Source organism: Novosphingobium sp. GV079 (assembly GCF_003058045.1).
In the GTDB taxonomy this organism is placed as follows: domain Bacteria; phylum Pseudomonadota; class Alphaproteobacteria; order Sphingomonadales; family Sphingomonadaceae; genus Novosphingobium; species Novosphingobium capsulatum.
In genome coordinates, this window is record NZ_QBUE01000005.1 from 244,724 (window position 1) to 259,173 (window position 14,450).

At 67.9% G+C, this 14,450-nt stretch carries 16 protein-coding genes; 5 read left to right on the plus strand and 11 right to left on the minus strand.

The features are described 5' to 3' along the window. Positions 1 to 7 precede the first annotated feature (7 nt). Positions 8 to 658 (minus strand): pyridoxamine 5'-phosphate oxidase, encoded by a 651-nt coding sequence (gene pdxH, locus C8K14_RS09055; protein ID WP_233250988.1) that lies wholly within the window; start codon positions 656 to 658, stop codon positions 8 to 10. A 153-nt stretch (positions 659 to 811) separates the two neighbouring features. Here pdxH and C8K14_RS09060 point away from each other — a divergent pair, with 153 nt between their 5' ends. The 3 genes from C8K14_RS09060 to fabI all read left to right on the plus strand — a co-directional run bounded on the left by C8K14_RS09060 (position 812) and on the right by fabI (position 3,790). Beyond that, entirely contained in the window at positions 812 to 1,771 is a 960-nt protein-coding gene (locus C8K14_RS09060; RefSeq protein WP_062783450.1) for a DnaJ C-terminal domain-containing protein, read from the plus strand. 68 nt (positions 1,772 to 1,839) lie between these two features. Beyond that, complete coding sequence (locus tag C8K14_RS09065) at positions 1,840 to 2,895, plus strand: YihY/virulence factor BrkB family protein (RefSeq protein WP_022676700.1); 1,056 nt, start codon at positions 1,840 to 1,842, stop codon at positions 2,893 to 2,895. A 91-nt stretch (positions 2,896 to 2,986) separates the two neighbouring features. Then, the gene (fabI, locus tag C8K14_RS09070; protein WP_022676699.1) at positions 2,987 to 3,790 is read left to right on the plus strand and encodes an enoyl-ACP reductase FabI; all 804 of its coding nucleotides are present in this window, start codon (positions 2,987 to 2,989) and stop codon (positions 3,788 to 3,790) included. A gap of 107 nt (positions 3,791 to 3,897) precedes the next feature. On the opposite strand, the gene C8K14_RS09075 is transcribed toward fabI, so the two are convergent. The 9 genes from C8K14_RS09075 to C8K14_RS09115 form a co-directional block, all read right to left on the minus strand. After that, on the minus strand, positions 3,898 to 4,536 hold the full coding sequence (locus C8K14_RS09075; RefSeq protein WP_233250989.1) for a hypothetical protein: 639 nt from the start codon (positions 4,534 to 4,536) through the stop codon (positions 3,898 to 3,900). 171 nt (positions 4,537 to 4,707) lie between these two features. Further along, on the minus strand, positions 4,708 to 5,238 hold the full coding sequence (locus C8K14_RS09080; RefSeq protein WP_054131742.1) for a demethoxyubiquinone hydroxylase family protein: 531 nt from the start codon (positions 5,236 to 5,238) through the stop codon (positions 4,708 to 4,710). 4 nt (positions 5,239 to 5,242) lie between these two features. Next, a complete protein-coding gene (locus tag C8K14_RS09085) occupies positions 5,243 to 5,740 on the minus strand; it encodes a disulfide bond formation protein B (protein ID WP_022676694.1) in 498 nt (165 codons plus the stop codon). A 22-nt stretch (positions 5,741 to 5,762) separates the two neighbouring features. Beyond that, on the minus strand, positions 5,763 to 7,097 hold the full coding sequence (locus tag C8K14_RS09090) for a S41 family peptidase (RefSeq protein WP_043609469.1): 1,335 nt from the start codon (positions 7,095 to 7,097) through the stop codon (positions 5,763 to 5,765). Positions 7,098 to 7,254: 157 nt separating this feature from the next. Beyond that, positions 7,255 to 8,469, minus strand: coding sequence for a murein hydrolase activator EnvC (locus C8K14_RS09095; RefSeq protein WP_233252668.1), 1,215 nt, complete (start codon positions 8,467 to 8,469; stop codon positions 7,255 to 7,257). Then, positions 8,469 to 8,894, minus strand: a complete 426-nt coding sequence (locus C8K14_RS09100; RefSeq protein ID WP_107716431.1) for a 23S rRNA (pseudouridine(1915)-N(3))-methyltransferase RlmH — start codon at positions 8,892 to 8,894, stop codon at positions 8,469 to 8,471. The genes C8K14_RS09095 and C8K14_RS09100 overlap by 1 nt, the downstream gene beginning before the upstream one ends. Before the next feature lie 81 nt (positions 8,895 to 8,975). After that, positions 8,976 to 9,374, minus strand: a complete 399-nt coding sequence (gene rsfS / locus C8K14_RS09105; protein ID WP_022675756.1) for a ribosome silencing factor — start codon at positions 9,372 to 9,374, stop codon at positions 8,976 to 8,978. Positions 9,375 to 9,531: 157 nt separating this feature from the next. Continuing rightward, positions 9,532 to 10,299 (minus strand): nicotinate-nucleotide adenylyltransferase, encoded by a 768-nt coding sequence (locus C8K14_RS09110; RefSeq protein ID WP_082350087.1) that lies wholly within the window; start codon positions 10,297 to 10,299, stop codon positions 9,532 to 9,534. Beyond that, positions 10,263 to 11,543 (minus strand): glutamate-5-semialdehyde dehydrogenase, encoded by a 1,281-nt coding sequence (locus C8K14_RS09115; protein ID WP_062783707.1) that lies wholly within the window; start codon positions 11,541 to 11,543, stop codon positions 10,263 to 10,265. Before C8K14_RS09115 ends, C8K14_RS09110 begins: the two co-directional genes overlap by 37 nt. A 192-nt stretch (positions 11,544 to 11,735) precedes the next feature. On the opposite strand from C8K14_RS09115, the gene C8K14_RS09120 reads away from it, so the two are divergent. After that, positions 11,736 to 12,938, plus strand: coding sequence for a M23 family metallopeptidase (locus C8K14_RS09120; RefSeq protein WP_233250990.1), 1,203 nt, complete (start codon positions 11,736 to 11,738; stop codon positions 12,936 to 12,938). Continuing rightward, positions 12,928 to 13,323: a polymer-forming cytoskeletal protein gene (locus C8K14_RS09125; protein WP_233250991.1), complete on the plus strand. Its 396-nt coding sequence runs from the start codon at positions 12,928 to 12,930 to the stop codon at positions 13,321 to 13,323. Before C8K14_RS09120 ends, C8K14_RS09125 begins: the two co-directional genes overlap by 11 nt. Positions 13,324 to 13,353: 30 nt before the next feature. Here the strand turns inward: C8K14_RS09125 and C8K14_RS09130 are convergent, their stop codons facing one another. After that, positions 13,354 to 14,442: a serine hydrolase gene (locus C8K14_RS09130; RefSeq protein WP_233250992.1), complete on the minus strand. Its 1,089-nt coding sequence runs from the start codon at positions 14,440 to 14,442 to the stop codon at positions 13,354 to 13,356. Between the last annotated feature and the right edge of the window lie 8 nt (positions 14,443 to 14,450).

A 14,450-nucleotide genomic window follows, 5' to 3' on the forward strand; every position in this document is an offset into this window, starting at 1 on the left:
CGCCCCTTTACGGATAAAGCAGGTTGCTGGTCCAGCCGCCGTTTCCATCGGCCACGAAGCGGCGGCGTTCGTGCAGGCGATAATCGCGGTCCTGCCAGAACTCGATGGCGCGCGGCTCTACCCGATAGCCCGACCAGTGCGCCGGACGGGGCACGTTCCCGTCGGGATATTGCGCCCGCAAGGCGGCCACGCGATCGAGATAGACCTGGCGCGAGGGCAGCACGCGCGACTGGTCCGACGCGGCCGAGCCCAGGCGCGATTCGGGATGGCGGCTGGCGAAATAGGCATCGGCGGCCTGCGGGCTCACTTCCACCACCGGCCCTTCAATGCGCACCTGGCGGCGCAGGCTTTTCCAGTGGAACAGCAGTGCGACTTGGGCGTTGGCGGCCAGTTCGCCACCCTTGCGGCTGTGGAAATTGGTATAGAAGACAAAGCCGCCGGCCCCGCCGAAGGCTGGTCCCAGATCGGCGCCATGGCCCTTGAGCAGCACCATGCGCAGCGATGGCGCGCCGTCGGGCGTGGCCGTGGCCAGGGCCATGGCATTGGGATCGTTGGGTTCGCTGGCCTTGGCGGCGGCGAACCAGTCTTCGAAGATGGCAAAGGGATCGCCGTGGGGAATGGCGTCCTGGCCCGGTTCAAAGGCGGTCTGTTCGGTCACGGGCAATGGTCCTGTCTGCGGCATCGGAGGCGGGCAGTATGGAAGCCATGCATCCATTCCCGCGATGACTTGGGTCAATGCCGTGTAACCGCCAAGCTATCATCTTGAAAGCGAGCCTTGCGGGCAAGCGCCCCTATCCCTAGCTAGGTCACCATGGCAGCAGACCCTTATTCCATTCTCGGTGTGGCGCGCAGTGCGAGCGAAAAGGACGTGAAATCGGCCTATCGCAAGCTCGCCAAGGAGCTGCACCCCGATCACAACAAGGACAATCCCAAGGCGTCCGAGCGCTTTGCCGAAGTGACGCGCGCCTATGACCTGCTGTCCGACAAGGACAAGCGGGCCAAGTTCGACCGTGGCGAGATCGATGCCGATGGCAACCCGGCCATGCCCTTTGGCGGCGGGTTCGGCGGCGGCGCGGGCGGTTTTCGCGGCGGGCAAGGCGGCTTTCGCCACGATGGCGGCTTTGAAAGCGGCGACGGGCCAGACCTCTCGGACCTGTTCGAGGGCCTGTTCGGTGGGCGCGGCGGCATGGGCGGTGGCAGCGCAGGCGGCGGCTTCGGCGGGTTTGGCGGGGGCCGGCGGCCTCCCCCGCCAAAGGGCGCCAATGTCAGCTATCGCCTGCAGGTGCCCTTCGTGGAAGCGGCGGCGCGCGCGGCGCAGCGGGTCACGCTGTCTTCGGGCAGCACGATCGAGCTGAAGCTGCCTGCCGGCGTCGAATCCGGGCAGCAGATGCGGCTGGCCGGCAAGGGCGAACCCGGCCCCGGCGGCGCGGGCGATGCACTGGTCACGATCGAGATCGCGCCCCATCCGTTCTTCGTGCGCGATGGCGACAATATCCGCCTCGATCTGCCGATCACCCTGGAAGAGGCGGTTGGCGGGGCCAAGGTCAAGGTGCCCACCGTCGATGGTGCGGTCATGCTCACGGTGGCGCCGGGCAGCAGCAGCGGTCGCACCCTGCGGCTCAAGGGCAAGGGATTCTCGCGCAAGGATGGTGAGCGGGGTGACCAACTGGTGACCTTGCAGATCGATCTGCCGGCCGATGATGCTGATCTCAAGGCGCGGCTGGCCGGCTGGCACGATACGCGCAATCCCCGCGCCCGCCTGGGCGTCTGATCGCCGATGCGGGCGCTGCCGGCCCCAAAGGCGGGAGCCAGGCAGCGCATTTGTGCATTACGCACTTGATGAACAACGAAATCGATCCTGATTATGCCGATCAGGTGCCCGGCGTGCCGCAGGGCGCCAAGCCGCTCGTGCCCGATCTTTCGCCCGAGGCGCGGCGCCGCGCCGCCCTGCACCACCGTCTCCGCGCAGAATTCAACGAGGTGCGCGACGAGCTGCGCCCCGGCGCCCGCGCCTATGAACTGCTCAAGCGGGTGTGGACCGGGGTGATCAACGACGGCTTCATCCATGCCGGCAATTTCGCCTACATGGTGCTGATCGCGCTGTTTCCGTTCTTCATCACCGGGGCAGCGCTGTTTTCGTTGATCGGCGAGACGAGCCAGCGCACCGCCGCGATCAACACCGTGCTGATGGCCCTGCCGCGCGTGGTGGCAACCACGATCGAACCGGTGGCCCGTGCCGCCGTAGAGGCGCGCACCGGGCATCTGCTGTGGATCGGCGGGCTGGTCGGGCTGTGGACCGTCAGCAGCCTGGTCGAAACCATCCGCGATATCCTGCGCCGCGCCTATGGCACGCAGTGGGAGCATGCGTTCTGGCGCTATCGCCTGATGTCCACCGGGTTGATCATCGCCTCGGTCGTGCTGATTCTCGTTTCGATCCTGGCGCAGGTGGCGATCGGCGCCGCGCAGGAAGTGATCGTGGCCCGCCTGCCGCAGTTTGGCGCCTGGGTCGATGGCCTGGCGGCCGGGCGCTTCCTGCCCACGCTGGTGCTGTTCGGCGCGCTGTGGCTGCTGTTCCTGTCGCTTACGCCCAGCGCCTATCGTTCGAATCGCTATCCCAAGTGGCCCGGCGCGCTGTTCGTCTCCTCGTGGTGGCTGGGCGTTTCCATCCTGTTGCCCAAACTCCTCGCTTCGGTTTTCTCGTATGATCTGACCTATGGCAGCCTCGCCGGGGTGATGATCGCTCTTTTCTTTTTCTGGCTGGTCGGCATAGGGATGGTAATAGGTGCCGAACTCAATGCCGCGCTCGCCGAAACACCGGAGGAGCAAGACATGCTGGGCCAGGTAGATAATCGCGCGCGGGCCATTCGCCAGGCTGGCGCGACCAAACCAGAATGAAGACCCGGTTGGCCAAGGTCCGTTCAGCGCCATTCCTGATGGAACGCCCGAACAGATCATGGCCCGAAGGTGCAGGAGCGTACGAGGGCGCATGACCGGATTGATGAAGGGAAAGCGCGGCCTGATCATGGGCCTCGCCAATGACAAGTCTCTGGCCTGGGGCATTGCCCGCCAGTTGCACGAACAGGGGGCCGAACTCGCCTTCTCGTACCAGGGTGAGGCGCTGGCCAAGCGCGTGCGCCCGCTGGCGGCAAGCCTGGACAGCGATTTCCTGATCGATTGCGACGTGTCCGACATGGCCGCGCTCGATGCGGCGTTCGATGAACTCAAGGCGCGCTGGGACACGATCGATTTCGTCGTCCACGCGATCGGCTATTCCGACAAGAGCCAGCTGCGCGGGCGCTATTACGATACCACGCTCGACAACTTCCTGATGACCATGAACATTTCGGCCTACAGCCTGGTCGCCGTGACCAAGCGCGCGGTCGAAATGATGCCCAACGGCGGTTCCATCCTCACGCTGACCTATTACGGCGCGGAAAAGGTCGTGCCGCATTACAACGTGATGGGCGTGGCGAAGGCCGCGCTGGAAGCCAGCGTGCGCTATCTCGCCAACGACTGCGGCCCGCAAGGCATCCGCGTCAATGCCATCTCGGCCGGCCCGATCAAGACCCTGGCCGCCAGCGGCATCGGCGATTTCCGCTATATCCTCAAGTGGAACGAGTTGAACGCACCGCTGCGCCGCAACTCCACGATCGAGGACGTGGGTGGCTCGGGCCTCTATTTCCTGTCGGACCTGTCGGCCGGTGTTACCGGTGAAGTGCACCATGTCGACGCGGGCTATCACCTGGTCGGCATGAAGCAGGAAGACGCGCCCGATATCGCGCTGAGCTGATCGGCCGCTCGCGGCGGCCACTGCCACCTGCAAAAACACCCCGGGCCAAGGCCTGGGGTGTTTTCGTTTCGAGGCCAGGTCAGCGCGTGAACCGCGCTGATCCGCGATCAGTTCTGTGTGGGAGCGGTCTCGCCCGGCTTCGGCGTGCTGGGGGCGGGCGTGCCATCGCGTTCGCGGGCCAGGCGCGCCTCGTATTCCTTTTCCAGCGTTTCGACGCGGGCCTGTTCCTCGGCCGCGTCCTTGTCGATCGTCGACAGGCGGCGCTGGCGTTCTTCCTCGATCAGCTTGCCGAACTGCACGTCGCTGCTCTGCTTCTTTTCGGCATAGGCATCGTGGATCAGGCGCGCGGTGCAGCCGGTCGCCCCGCCAGAGCCGACCGGCGAACAGGAATTGATCCCGGCCGCGCCTACGGTTTCATAGGCCTTCACCCGGTCGGTCCAGGTCTGGTTCTTGGGATCGTTGGGATTGTCGCGCAGCGGGGCGGGAATGCGGAAGCGTTCTGCCTCGTCCTTGCGGGCGCAGACGGTGATCTGCTCGGCCGTTGAAACCGGGCAGGGGTCATCGCCATAAATGATCAGCTGGTTGACCTTTTCGTCGCCCTGCTGCGGGCCATCGTCAGCCGGCTGGGCATCGGGCACGGCCGTGCGGGCGCGGGCGGCCTGGGCCGGGGTGGCGCCCAGCATGACCGCGGGAAACAGCAGCAGGGCCGGGGCCAGCAGGCGCAGGGGGTGGGCAGCAAGGCGCATTGTCGGTTCGTCTCCAGCGCGTGGAAAGGCGGGCGGGCCGCCCCCATGTCGCCCCATCATAAGCTGACGGGGCGGTGAATGATAGATGAAGGGGCAACGCGCAGACCGGTGAAAAGGTCTCCGGCGCCTGTGCCATCACCGGGCAAGGCGCGGATTTTCACCAGCTTTCCGTCAGATCCGTTCCGATAGCTTGATCGCCGCGCGGCAGCCCAGGCGAATGGCGTTGAACAGCAGCGGATAGGCCGGGGTCTGTTCGGCGCCAGCGGCCAGCGCGGCATCGCGATGGGCGCGTTCATCATCGCGGAACTGGCGGATGGTGTCGGCCAGTTCGGGATCGCTGTCGCCCAGTTCTTCCAACTGTTCGGTATAGTGGCGGTCGATCTCGGTCTCAATCGCGGCGGTGCAGGCCATCGCTGCCTTGGGGCCGAGCAGCGCGGTGGCAGCGCCCAGGGCAAAGCCCGCGACCGACCACACCGGCTGCAGCGCCGTGGGGCGCACGCCGCGCTCGGCGATCATCGCGTCGAACTTGGCGCGGTGGTCTTCCTCCTGCCGGGCCATTTCGACGATCTCGGCCGAATCCGGGCCGCGATCGCCCATCACCGCCAGTTGGCCGGCATAAATGCGGGTGGCGCCAAATTCGCCGGCCTGGTCCACGCGGATCATGCGGGAAGTATCGGGATGGCCAATATCGGGACGGGACATCGCTTCAGGCTCCCTTGCCGCGGCCCTTGGCGAGCAATCCCAGGATTGCCAGCGCGGCCGGAGTGGAAAACAGGAAATTGAAACCGGCCATGCTTACGCCCATCAGCGTCCAGGCCGGGGTGTCGCAGCGCACCAGGGGTGCGGCCATGATCGCGGCGAGCGGATCGCCCTCGATATGGCTGGACGAGCAGGTGGTGAGGCCTTCCCACCAGTGGTATTCCACCCCGGCGTGAAAGGCGCCGATCAGGCCGCTCGACAGGATGCCGAGTGCGGCCAGCAGGACCAGCCAGCGCGCCTCGGGGCGGCCACGGCGCAACAGCGCGAGGATCGCCAGCGCGATCGCCGCCAGGTGGCCATAGCGTTGCCACCAGCACATCTCGCACGGCGGCAGGCCGAAACCGTATTGGGCCACCAGTGCCGTGGCCATGGCTACCAGCGGCACGCCCAAGGCCAGGCCATGGGCCAGGGCAAGATCATCGGAAAAGCGGCGGTCGATCGTCATGATGGCGCGGTTCCTGGCCGGATCAGCGCTTGCGCAGCGCAGCCAGCGCGCCGGGCGCGGTGCGCTTGAGCGTCTGGACGGCATAATAGAGCTGGAAATCGTCGATGCCCTTGGCCTTGAGCTCCTCGGGCGTCATCTTGAAGCGCGGATCGTCGATCTTGTCCTTCTCGAGATCCTTGTCTTCCTTGATCTCGTTGATCAGGTGACGGCGCAGGTCGCTTTCGCGATAGGAACGCAACGCGCGCTTGCGCAGGTCGGGATCGGAAATCTGCGGCACGGTGATATCCGGCTCAATCCCGCCTTCCTGCACCGAACGGCCCGATGGCGTGTAATAGCGCGCGGTGGTCAGCTTGAGCGCGGAATCCTTGCCCAGCGGGATCAGCGTCTGCACGCTGCCCTTGCCAAAGCTGCGCTGGCCCATGATCAGCGCGCGGTGCTGGTCCTGCATCGCGCCTGCCACGATTTCCGATGCCGAGGCCGAGCCTTCGTCGATCAGCACGATCATCGGCAGGCCACGCGCCACGTCGCCGGGATGAGCGGAATAGATATCGTTGTCCTGCGGATCGCGCCCGCGCTGCGATACGATCGTGCCCTTGTCGAGGAAATCGTCGGAGAGCGAGACTGCTTCATTGAGCAGGCCGCCCGGATTGCCGCGCAGATCAAGCACGATGCCCGCTAGGTTGTTGCCCAGCTGGGCACGAATCGACTGGACCGCCTGGGCCACTTCGCTGCCAACGTTTTCGCTGAAGCTCGACACGGCGATGACGCCAATGTTGTCCTTCACCTTCCATTCCACCGGACGCAGCTTGATCACCTCGCGCGTCAGCGTGAAGTCCAGCGGCTCGTCACGGCCGGGGCGATAGACGGTAAGCTTGATCTTGGTGCCCGGTGCGCCGCGCATCTGGTCCACCGCATCGTCAAGCGAGCCGCCATAGATCAGCTTGCCATCGAGGTGGGTGATATAGTCGCCAGCCTTGATCCCGCCGAGGTCGCCCGGCGTGCCCTTCATCGGGGCGATTACCTTCACCGCGCCATCATCGAGCGTGACCGACAGGCCCAGGCCGCCATAAGCGCCTTCGGTCTGGGTGCGCAGGTTTTCGAAATCGCGCGCTTCCAGATAGGCGCTGTGCGGATCGAGCGTGGCCAGCATGCCGTCGATCGCGCCCTTGATCAGCGTATCGTCGTTCACCGGCTCGACATAGTTCTCTTTGATCTTGGCATAGATCATCTCGAGCTTCTGGAACTGCGGCGCGGTGCGCGAATCCACCGCTGCCAGGCCGGCCGTGGCCACGGGCAGAACCGCGACGGCCGTGACCAGGGCCGTTGCACGCAGCAGGGAAGCAAGCGGTTTTGCCATGTTTGCAATCGAACCTTCGATAAAGAACCAAGCGCCGCGGCGCGGGCCGGACCGCCCGCTTGTATAGCCCCGCAAGCCTGAATGCCAGATGGAGCGCACCCGATTCCCGTTTGTGCGTGGGCGGCGCGTTACAGGCCGCGTGGGCCGCACCAAGCGATCAATTGCGCAAGGCCGCCAAGGGGTTGACCGGCACGCCGTCCTTGCGCAGTTCCACGCTCACCACCGGGCTGGCCGGGGCGGCAATGCCCAGCGGCGAACCCTGCACCACGCGATCGCCCACGGCCGCGTCGATCCGCCCCAGGCCGGTGATCAGCGAGGTCCAGCCGCCGGCATGCTCGACGATCACGATCTGGCCATAGCCGCGATAAGACCCGGCAAACGCCACGCGCCCGGCGGCCGGCGCCACGATCTGGGCCGAGGGAACAGGCGCGATGGTCAGCCCCTGGTTCGGCCCGGTCTGTCCCGCCTCGCCAAAGCCCGAGACCACCCGCCCGGAAACGGGCATGATCCACATCAGCGTGCTGCTGGTGCGCAGCAGCGGATCGACATCTTCGACCATCAGCACGGCACCGGGCCGATCGGGGCGTTGCAGCGGGCCGGGCAGCCCGGCCAGGACATCGCGCATCTGCCCGTCGCGGCCCAGTTGCTGCATCAGCGCGGCCAGGTCGCGCGTCTGTTCGGCCAGGGCCAGGGCATGGTCGGCCTCGCGCCCGGCGGTGCCGTTGGCGGCGCGGCTGGCGATGCGCTGGCGGCTTTCCAGCGCAGCCAGTTGCTGGCGCCGCTCGGCCAGGCCCGATTGGCTGGCGCGCAGGCGGGCGGCCTCGCTGCGTGCCTGTTCCTGCAACAGCCGGCCACGCACGATCGCGCTGCGCAGGCTGGCGGTGCGGCGGCGCACTTCGGGCACCATGGTTTCCAGCACGGCGCGCAGATAGACCGTATCGCGCAGGGATTCGGCCCGCAGCAGGCTGAAGGCCAGCGGCCGGCGGGCAAACAGCTGCAGCGCGGCGGTCAGCCGCACCAGCGGCTCCTGCCGTGCGGCCATGCGCAGGCGCAAGTCGGCGCGTTCCTTGTCGATGAGGGCGATGCGCGCCTCGCCGATGCGGATCTCGGCCTCGGATTGCTGGATGCGCGCGGCGATCGCGGCGGCTTCCTGCGCGGTCTTGTCGGCAGCGGCCGTGGCGGCCTGGGCCTGGGCTTCGAGCTTTTCACCGCGGGCACGGGCCTGGGCCAGGGCGGTCTGCGCCTGGGCGAGGGCGGCAGCGGCTTCGCCGGCGGTCTGATAGGTGGGCGCGGCGCCGGCCCCGGCGATCTGCCAGGCAGCCAGCGGCAGCAGCAAGGCGGTGGCCAGCAGCAGGGAGCGGCGCGCGTCCATCATCCCTCGCGGTGATAGGGGTGGCCGGCGATGATGCTGGTGGCGCGCCACAGCTGTTCGGCCAGCATCGCGCGGGCCAACATGTGTGGCCAGGTGGCCGCGCCAAAGGCAATCAGCAGATCGGCCCCGTCGCGCAGGCTATCGTCGTGGCCATCGGCCGCGCCGATCAGGAAGCGTGCCTCGCGCACGCCATCGTCGCGCCAGCGGCCCAGCACCTTGGCAAATTCGGCCGAGGTCAGCTGCTTGCCGCGTTCGTCCATGACCACGGTGCGGGTGGGATTGGCCGTGACCGGCGGCAAGGCGCCGCCCCGATCGGGAAGCTCGGTCACCTTGAAACCCCACGTCACCCGCTTGCCATAGCGATCGACCAGCTCTGCCTCGGGCGAGCGGCCGATCTTTCCCCGGGCGATGATGTGGAGGAGCATGAGCGTCCGGTTCAGGCGTTGGTGGTGGTGGCGTCCGCCACCCTCCTCACCCCTCCTCTGGAGAGGAGGGGAAGGACGATGTCAGGCAGAGCCGGCGTCGCCGAAGCCCCACATGCGTTCCAGGTTGTAGAAGCTGCGCACTTCCGGGCGGAACAGATGGACGACCACGTCGCCGGCATCGATCAGCACCCAGTCGGCCGCGGGCAGGCCTTCGATGCGCACATGGCCATAACCGGCCTGCTTGACGCGCTCGGCCAGCTTCTGCGCCATGGCAGCGACCTGGCGGGTGGAGCGGCCCGAGCCGATCACCATGTAATCGGCGATCGAGCTTTTGCCTTCCAGGGGGATCGACACCACGTCCTGGGCCTGGTCATCATCGAGCGATTGCAGGACGAGTTCGAACAGGCTGGCAGGAGCGCCGGCAGAAGGGGCCGGGGTAGCGGCGCCGGCATCTGCCGGCTGGGGTTGGGCACTGGTCATTGGCTTGCGGTAAACTCCGATTGAAAGATGGCTAAGGTCGCAACGCCCGGTCGCGCATCCCGATCCAACGGCAAAGCCGCCTTGCGCCAGGGCGCACGGCGGGAGAGCCGAAAAACCGGAAAAGCGTGCCGGGAAGCAGGGATGGCGGCCAAGACGCTCAGCGTCCGCTCCTTCCGCGCAGGTCCGGTACAATGCGGCGGTGGGTGACACCATCGCGCAGGCCGGTCACGGAAATACGGTCCGCCCAATCAGGCTCTGCCAGGCGCTGGGCCGTGGCGGAACGGGGATCGGGATCGAACCGCAGGATGGAGAGCGCTGGGACGCCCTGCATCGGATCATGCGGGAAACTGGCGATCAGGGCGGCACCCCCGGTTGGCCCCGTATCGGACCAAAGAGCGCCATCACATTCCTGCCTGCACCGCCGGCGCCATCGGCGCAGCCATACCATGGCGGGGCTCGCCATCGCAGCTGCATCATAGCCCGGACGGGCGATAACCGCAATCGGCATGGTGCGGGCAATGCCGCGCCAGTTTTTCCAGCGGTGGAACTGGGCCAGATTATCGCTTCCCATCAACCAGATAAAGCGCCGGCGCGGGTATCGCCGCACCAGCGCGCGCAGGCTGTCGATGGTAAAACGGGTGCCCAGTTCGCGCTCGATCGCGGTCACTCGAATCGGGGCGCGGCGGGCCATTGCCCGCGCCGAGGCCACCCGCGCCGGCAGCGGCGCCATGCCCTTGGCGGGCTTGAGCACGTTACCGGGCGAAACCAGCCACCACACCTCGTCCAGGCCCAATGCGGCTTGCGCAAACAGGCTCACCCGGCGGTGTCCGCCGTGTGCCGGATTGAAGCTGCCGCCCAGAAGGCCGGTCAGCCGGGGAGCACCGCGTGTCAGGGGCGAACCTGCCCGCTGCCGTGGACCAGCCACTTGTAGGTGGTCAGCCCTTCCAGCGCGACCGGGCCGCGCGCGTGCAGGCGGCCGGTGGCAATGCCGATTTCCGCGCCCAGGCCAAATTCGCCGCCATCGGCAAACTGGCTGGAGGCATTGTGCATGACGATCGCGCTGTCGACCTGGGCCAGGAACTGCGCGGCGGCTGCGGCATCGGCAGTGATGATCGCATCGGTATGGCCCGAGGAATGCCGCGCGATATGCGCGAGCGCCGCGTCGAGCCCGTCAACCACTGCCACCGAGAGCACGGCATCGAGGTATTCGGTGTCCCAATCGTTGTCGGCCGCCGGCACGATGCGCGGATCGATGGCGCGGGCGCGGGCATCGCCGCGCACTTCGCAACCGGCTTCGATCAGCGGGGTGATCAGCGCTGCCGCCGCCGGATAGGTCGCGTCGATCAGCAGGGTTTCCATCGCCCCGCAGATGCCCGTGCGGCGCATCTTGGCGTTGAGCACGATGGCCTGGGCCATGGCCGGATCTGCCGCCGCGTGGACGAAGGTGTGGCAGATGCCATCGAGGTGGGCGAGCACCGGCACGCGGGCATCGGCCTGGACGCGGGCGACCAGGCTCTTGCCGCCGCGGGGCACGATCATGTCGATCAGGCCGGCTGCCGTCAGCATCGCGCCCACGGCGGCGCGGTCTTGCGTGGGCATCAGTTGCACCGCCGCTGCGGGCACGCCGCCTTCCACCAGGCCGGCCACCAGTGCGGCGTGGATCGCGCGGTTGGAATGCACCGCCTCGCTCCCGCCGCGCAGCAGGGCGGCATTGCCCGAGCGCACGCACAGTGCGGCGGCATCGGCCGTCACGTTGGGGCGGCTTTCATAGATGATGCCGATCAGGCCGATCGGCACGCGCACGCGGCGCAGGACCATGCCGTTGGGGCGCGTGGCGGAATCGATCTCCTGCCCGACCGGATCGGCCAGGCTGGCCACCTGGTCCACGGCATCGGCGATGCCGGCAACGCGCGCTTCGTCCAGCCGCAGGCGATCGAGCAGCGCCGGGGTCAGCCCGCGCGTGGTGCCATTGGCCATGTCGATCGCATTGGCCGCCAGGATTTCCGGTGCGGCACGGCGCAGGGCGGCGGCAGCCAGCTTGAGCGCGGCTTCCTTGGCCGGCGCCGGCATGCGCGCCAGTTCGGCTTGCGCGGCACGGCCGGCCCGGGCCAGCTGCTCTACCAGCGACTGGGGGGACTCGGTGGCGATTTCCTGAGGTTTGGTCGACATAATGGCGCGGGGCTTACCATCGGTGGCAGGCGCTGTCACGGGCGCGAGGTGGGTTGCAATCGATTCATCGTCCTTGCGCCACGGCCCGCCCCGTGCTGCGGCCCCCGGATTCGACTCCTGCGGTTCCCGCCGATAAGCGCCCGGCCCCAAGGATTGTTCATCACCTGTCTTGCCTTGGGATAATCACACATCTTGCCGCCTGCTGAGATTCACACCGTGCGCGCCACGGCCACGCCGCCTGCGCCGCGCGCACCCTGGCGCCGTGCCACCGCCTGGCTGACCGTACTGCCGGCGCGGGTGCGCGGCTGGTTTCCCGATCGCGAATTCTTCATGCGGGCGCAGGGACAAGTGCGCTTCATCCGCGTATCGGGCCGCCTGCAGATGGGCGTGGCCGGCGTGGTGGTGCTGGCGTTGCTGCTGTGGCTGGCGGCGATGGCCACGATGCTGACCGGGCAGATCCTGGCGGCGCGTCATTCCGCTGCCTTGCGCCAGCGCGAAATGGCGGTGAGCGAGGCCGAACGCCATATCGCCCGCACACGCAATGGCGTGGCCGGCACGCTGCAGGATCTGGAGCGCCGGCAAGAGATGATCGAAACGCTGGTCAAGGGCCAGCTGGGCGATCTGCCCGCCGCCGATGCATCGGCCGCGCCGGGTGCCAAGCCGCTGTCGTTCAACATGCCGCCGGCGGGTAATCCGATGGCGGCCGGCATCGATCGCCTGGCGATGCGCCAGGCGGCCTTCGTGGCGAGGCTCACGCAGTATGCCGATGCGCGCGCCAGCCAGGCGGAAACGGCGATCCGCCGGGTCGGCCTCAACCCCGCGCAAGTGGCGCCGCTGCGCGGAACAGCGGCCAGCCGGCGCGCCATGGGTGGTCCGCTGATCGCGCTGGGCGGCAACGATCCCGCGCTGGCGCGCCTGGGGCAGAGCATGGCGCGGCTTACCGCGCTGGAACAGGGCCTGGCGCGCCTGCCCCATGCCCTGCCGGCCAGCGCCGATTTCATTTCCAGCGGGTTTGGCTATCGCGCCGATCCGTTCACCGGCGGTGGCGCCTTCCATCCCGGCCTCGATTTCAAGGGCCCGACCGGCGCGCCGATCTTTGCTGCTGCCCAAGGCGTGGTCAGCTTTGCCGGGGTGCGCTCGGGCTATGGCAATTGCGTGGAAGTCGATCATGGCCATGGCCTGGTCACCCGCTATGCCCATATGTCGCGGATCGAGGCACGGCCCGGCGAGCGCGTGGCGCCCGGCGTGGAAATCGGCCGGATCGGCAGCACGGGCCGCTCCACCGGCCCGCACCTGCACTTCGAAGTGCGGATCAACGATCGCCCGGTCGATCCGCGTCCGTTCCTGGAGACCCTGCCCGATGTTTTCAAAGAAGCTGGCCACGGTGGGCACTGAACGCGCTGCACCGCTCGGTGCAGCCACGTTTTCCGTGCTCGGCGCAGACGTGGCGGTGCGGGGCGATATCACCGCAGCGGCCGATCTGCATGTGGAAGGCCGCGTCGATGGCGATGTGGCCTGCGCCGCGCTGGTCCAGGGTGAAAGCAGCGTGATCACCGGCGCGATCACCGCCCGCAGCGCGCGCCTTGCTGGCACGGTCAACGGTGCGGTCACCGTGGCCGACCTGGTCGTGGGCAAGACCGCGCGCATCCTGGGCGATGTGACCTATGACACCCTGACCATCGAGCAGGGCGCCCAGGTGCAAGGGCGCTTCACTCCGCGCGGCGCCAATGCCGCCGCGGCTGTGCCAGACAGCCTGATCGCGATCAGCACCAGGGTCTGACGCGCGCCAATTGGTGGGCCTCGGCGGGCGTTAGCGGAACAGGGCGACGATATCGCCCAGCTTGCCCATCAGCGCGGCATCGCCGTCGCGTGGCGTGGCGCCCAGCCGCACCACCACCAGCTTGCGCGCGGGTGACACCAGCACCGCCTGGCCGCCATCGCCCAGCGCGGCCATCATGTCGCGCGGGCCACGCGCGGGAAACAGGCGCGGCTCGCTGTCGGTGGGCGTGCGGTTGAGCCAGACCCCAGCACCATACTGTTTTTCGCGGGGCGAGGGGCTGGCCATGAATTCGATCCATTGCCGGGGCACCAGTTGCGCCCCATGCACTGCGCCACGGTTGCGCAGGAACTCGCCAAAGCGGGCGAAATCGCGCGCCGTGGCATCGATCATCGCGCCACCGTTCATCGTGCCATGCGCGTCATACGAAGGCACGATGCCGCGCATCTGGACCGGTTCGAACAGGCGGGTGCGCAGGTAATCGGCCACGGCGCGGCGCCGGGCATCGGCGTCTCCACCAGGGGCCAGCACCCGCGCCGCCAGGTCAGCCAGGATGATCCCGCTGGCGGCATCGTCCTGGAACCGGGCGCCTGGCTCTGCGGCCAGGGGCTGATCTTCGGCCGCGCCGGCCATATCGTCGCGCCCGGCGCCAAACAGCATGCGCGCCTCGTCACCCGGTTCCTCGCGCAGGCCCGATCGCATCTGCAACAGGTGGCGCAGGGTGATTTCGCCGCGTGGATCGCCCGGCCGCTGCCACGCTGGCACTGGCGCGGTTTCGTTGAGGCGCAGCCGCCCGTCGGATACCAGCATGCCGACCATGACCGCCGTGATTGAACGGGCGATACCGCCGCCGGCAAAACGCGTATTCTCGTGATAGCCGGGGCCATAGCGTTCGGCCACGATGCGCCCGGCGCGCATCACGATCACGGCACGGGTTTCCCCCGCGCCCTGGGCGGAGGCGCCGCTATCGGCCATGAACAGCGCGTCGATCGCGCGGGCCAGGCCTTCGCGCTCCACCCCGGGATCATCGATCACCGCCGCCAGCGCCTGGGGCGAGAGCGGCTGCTGCGCCGGCTGGCTGGCCGAGCAGGCGAACAGGACTGGTGCAAGCGCCGCCGGCACGATAAGGG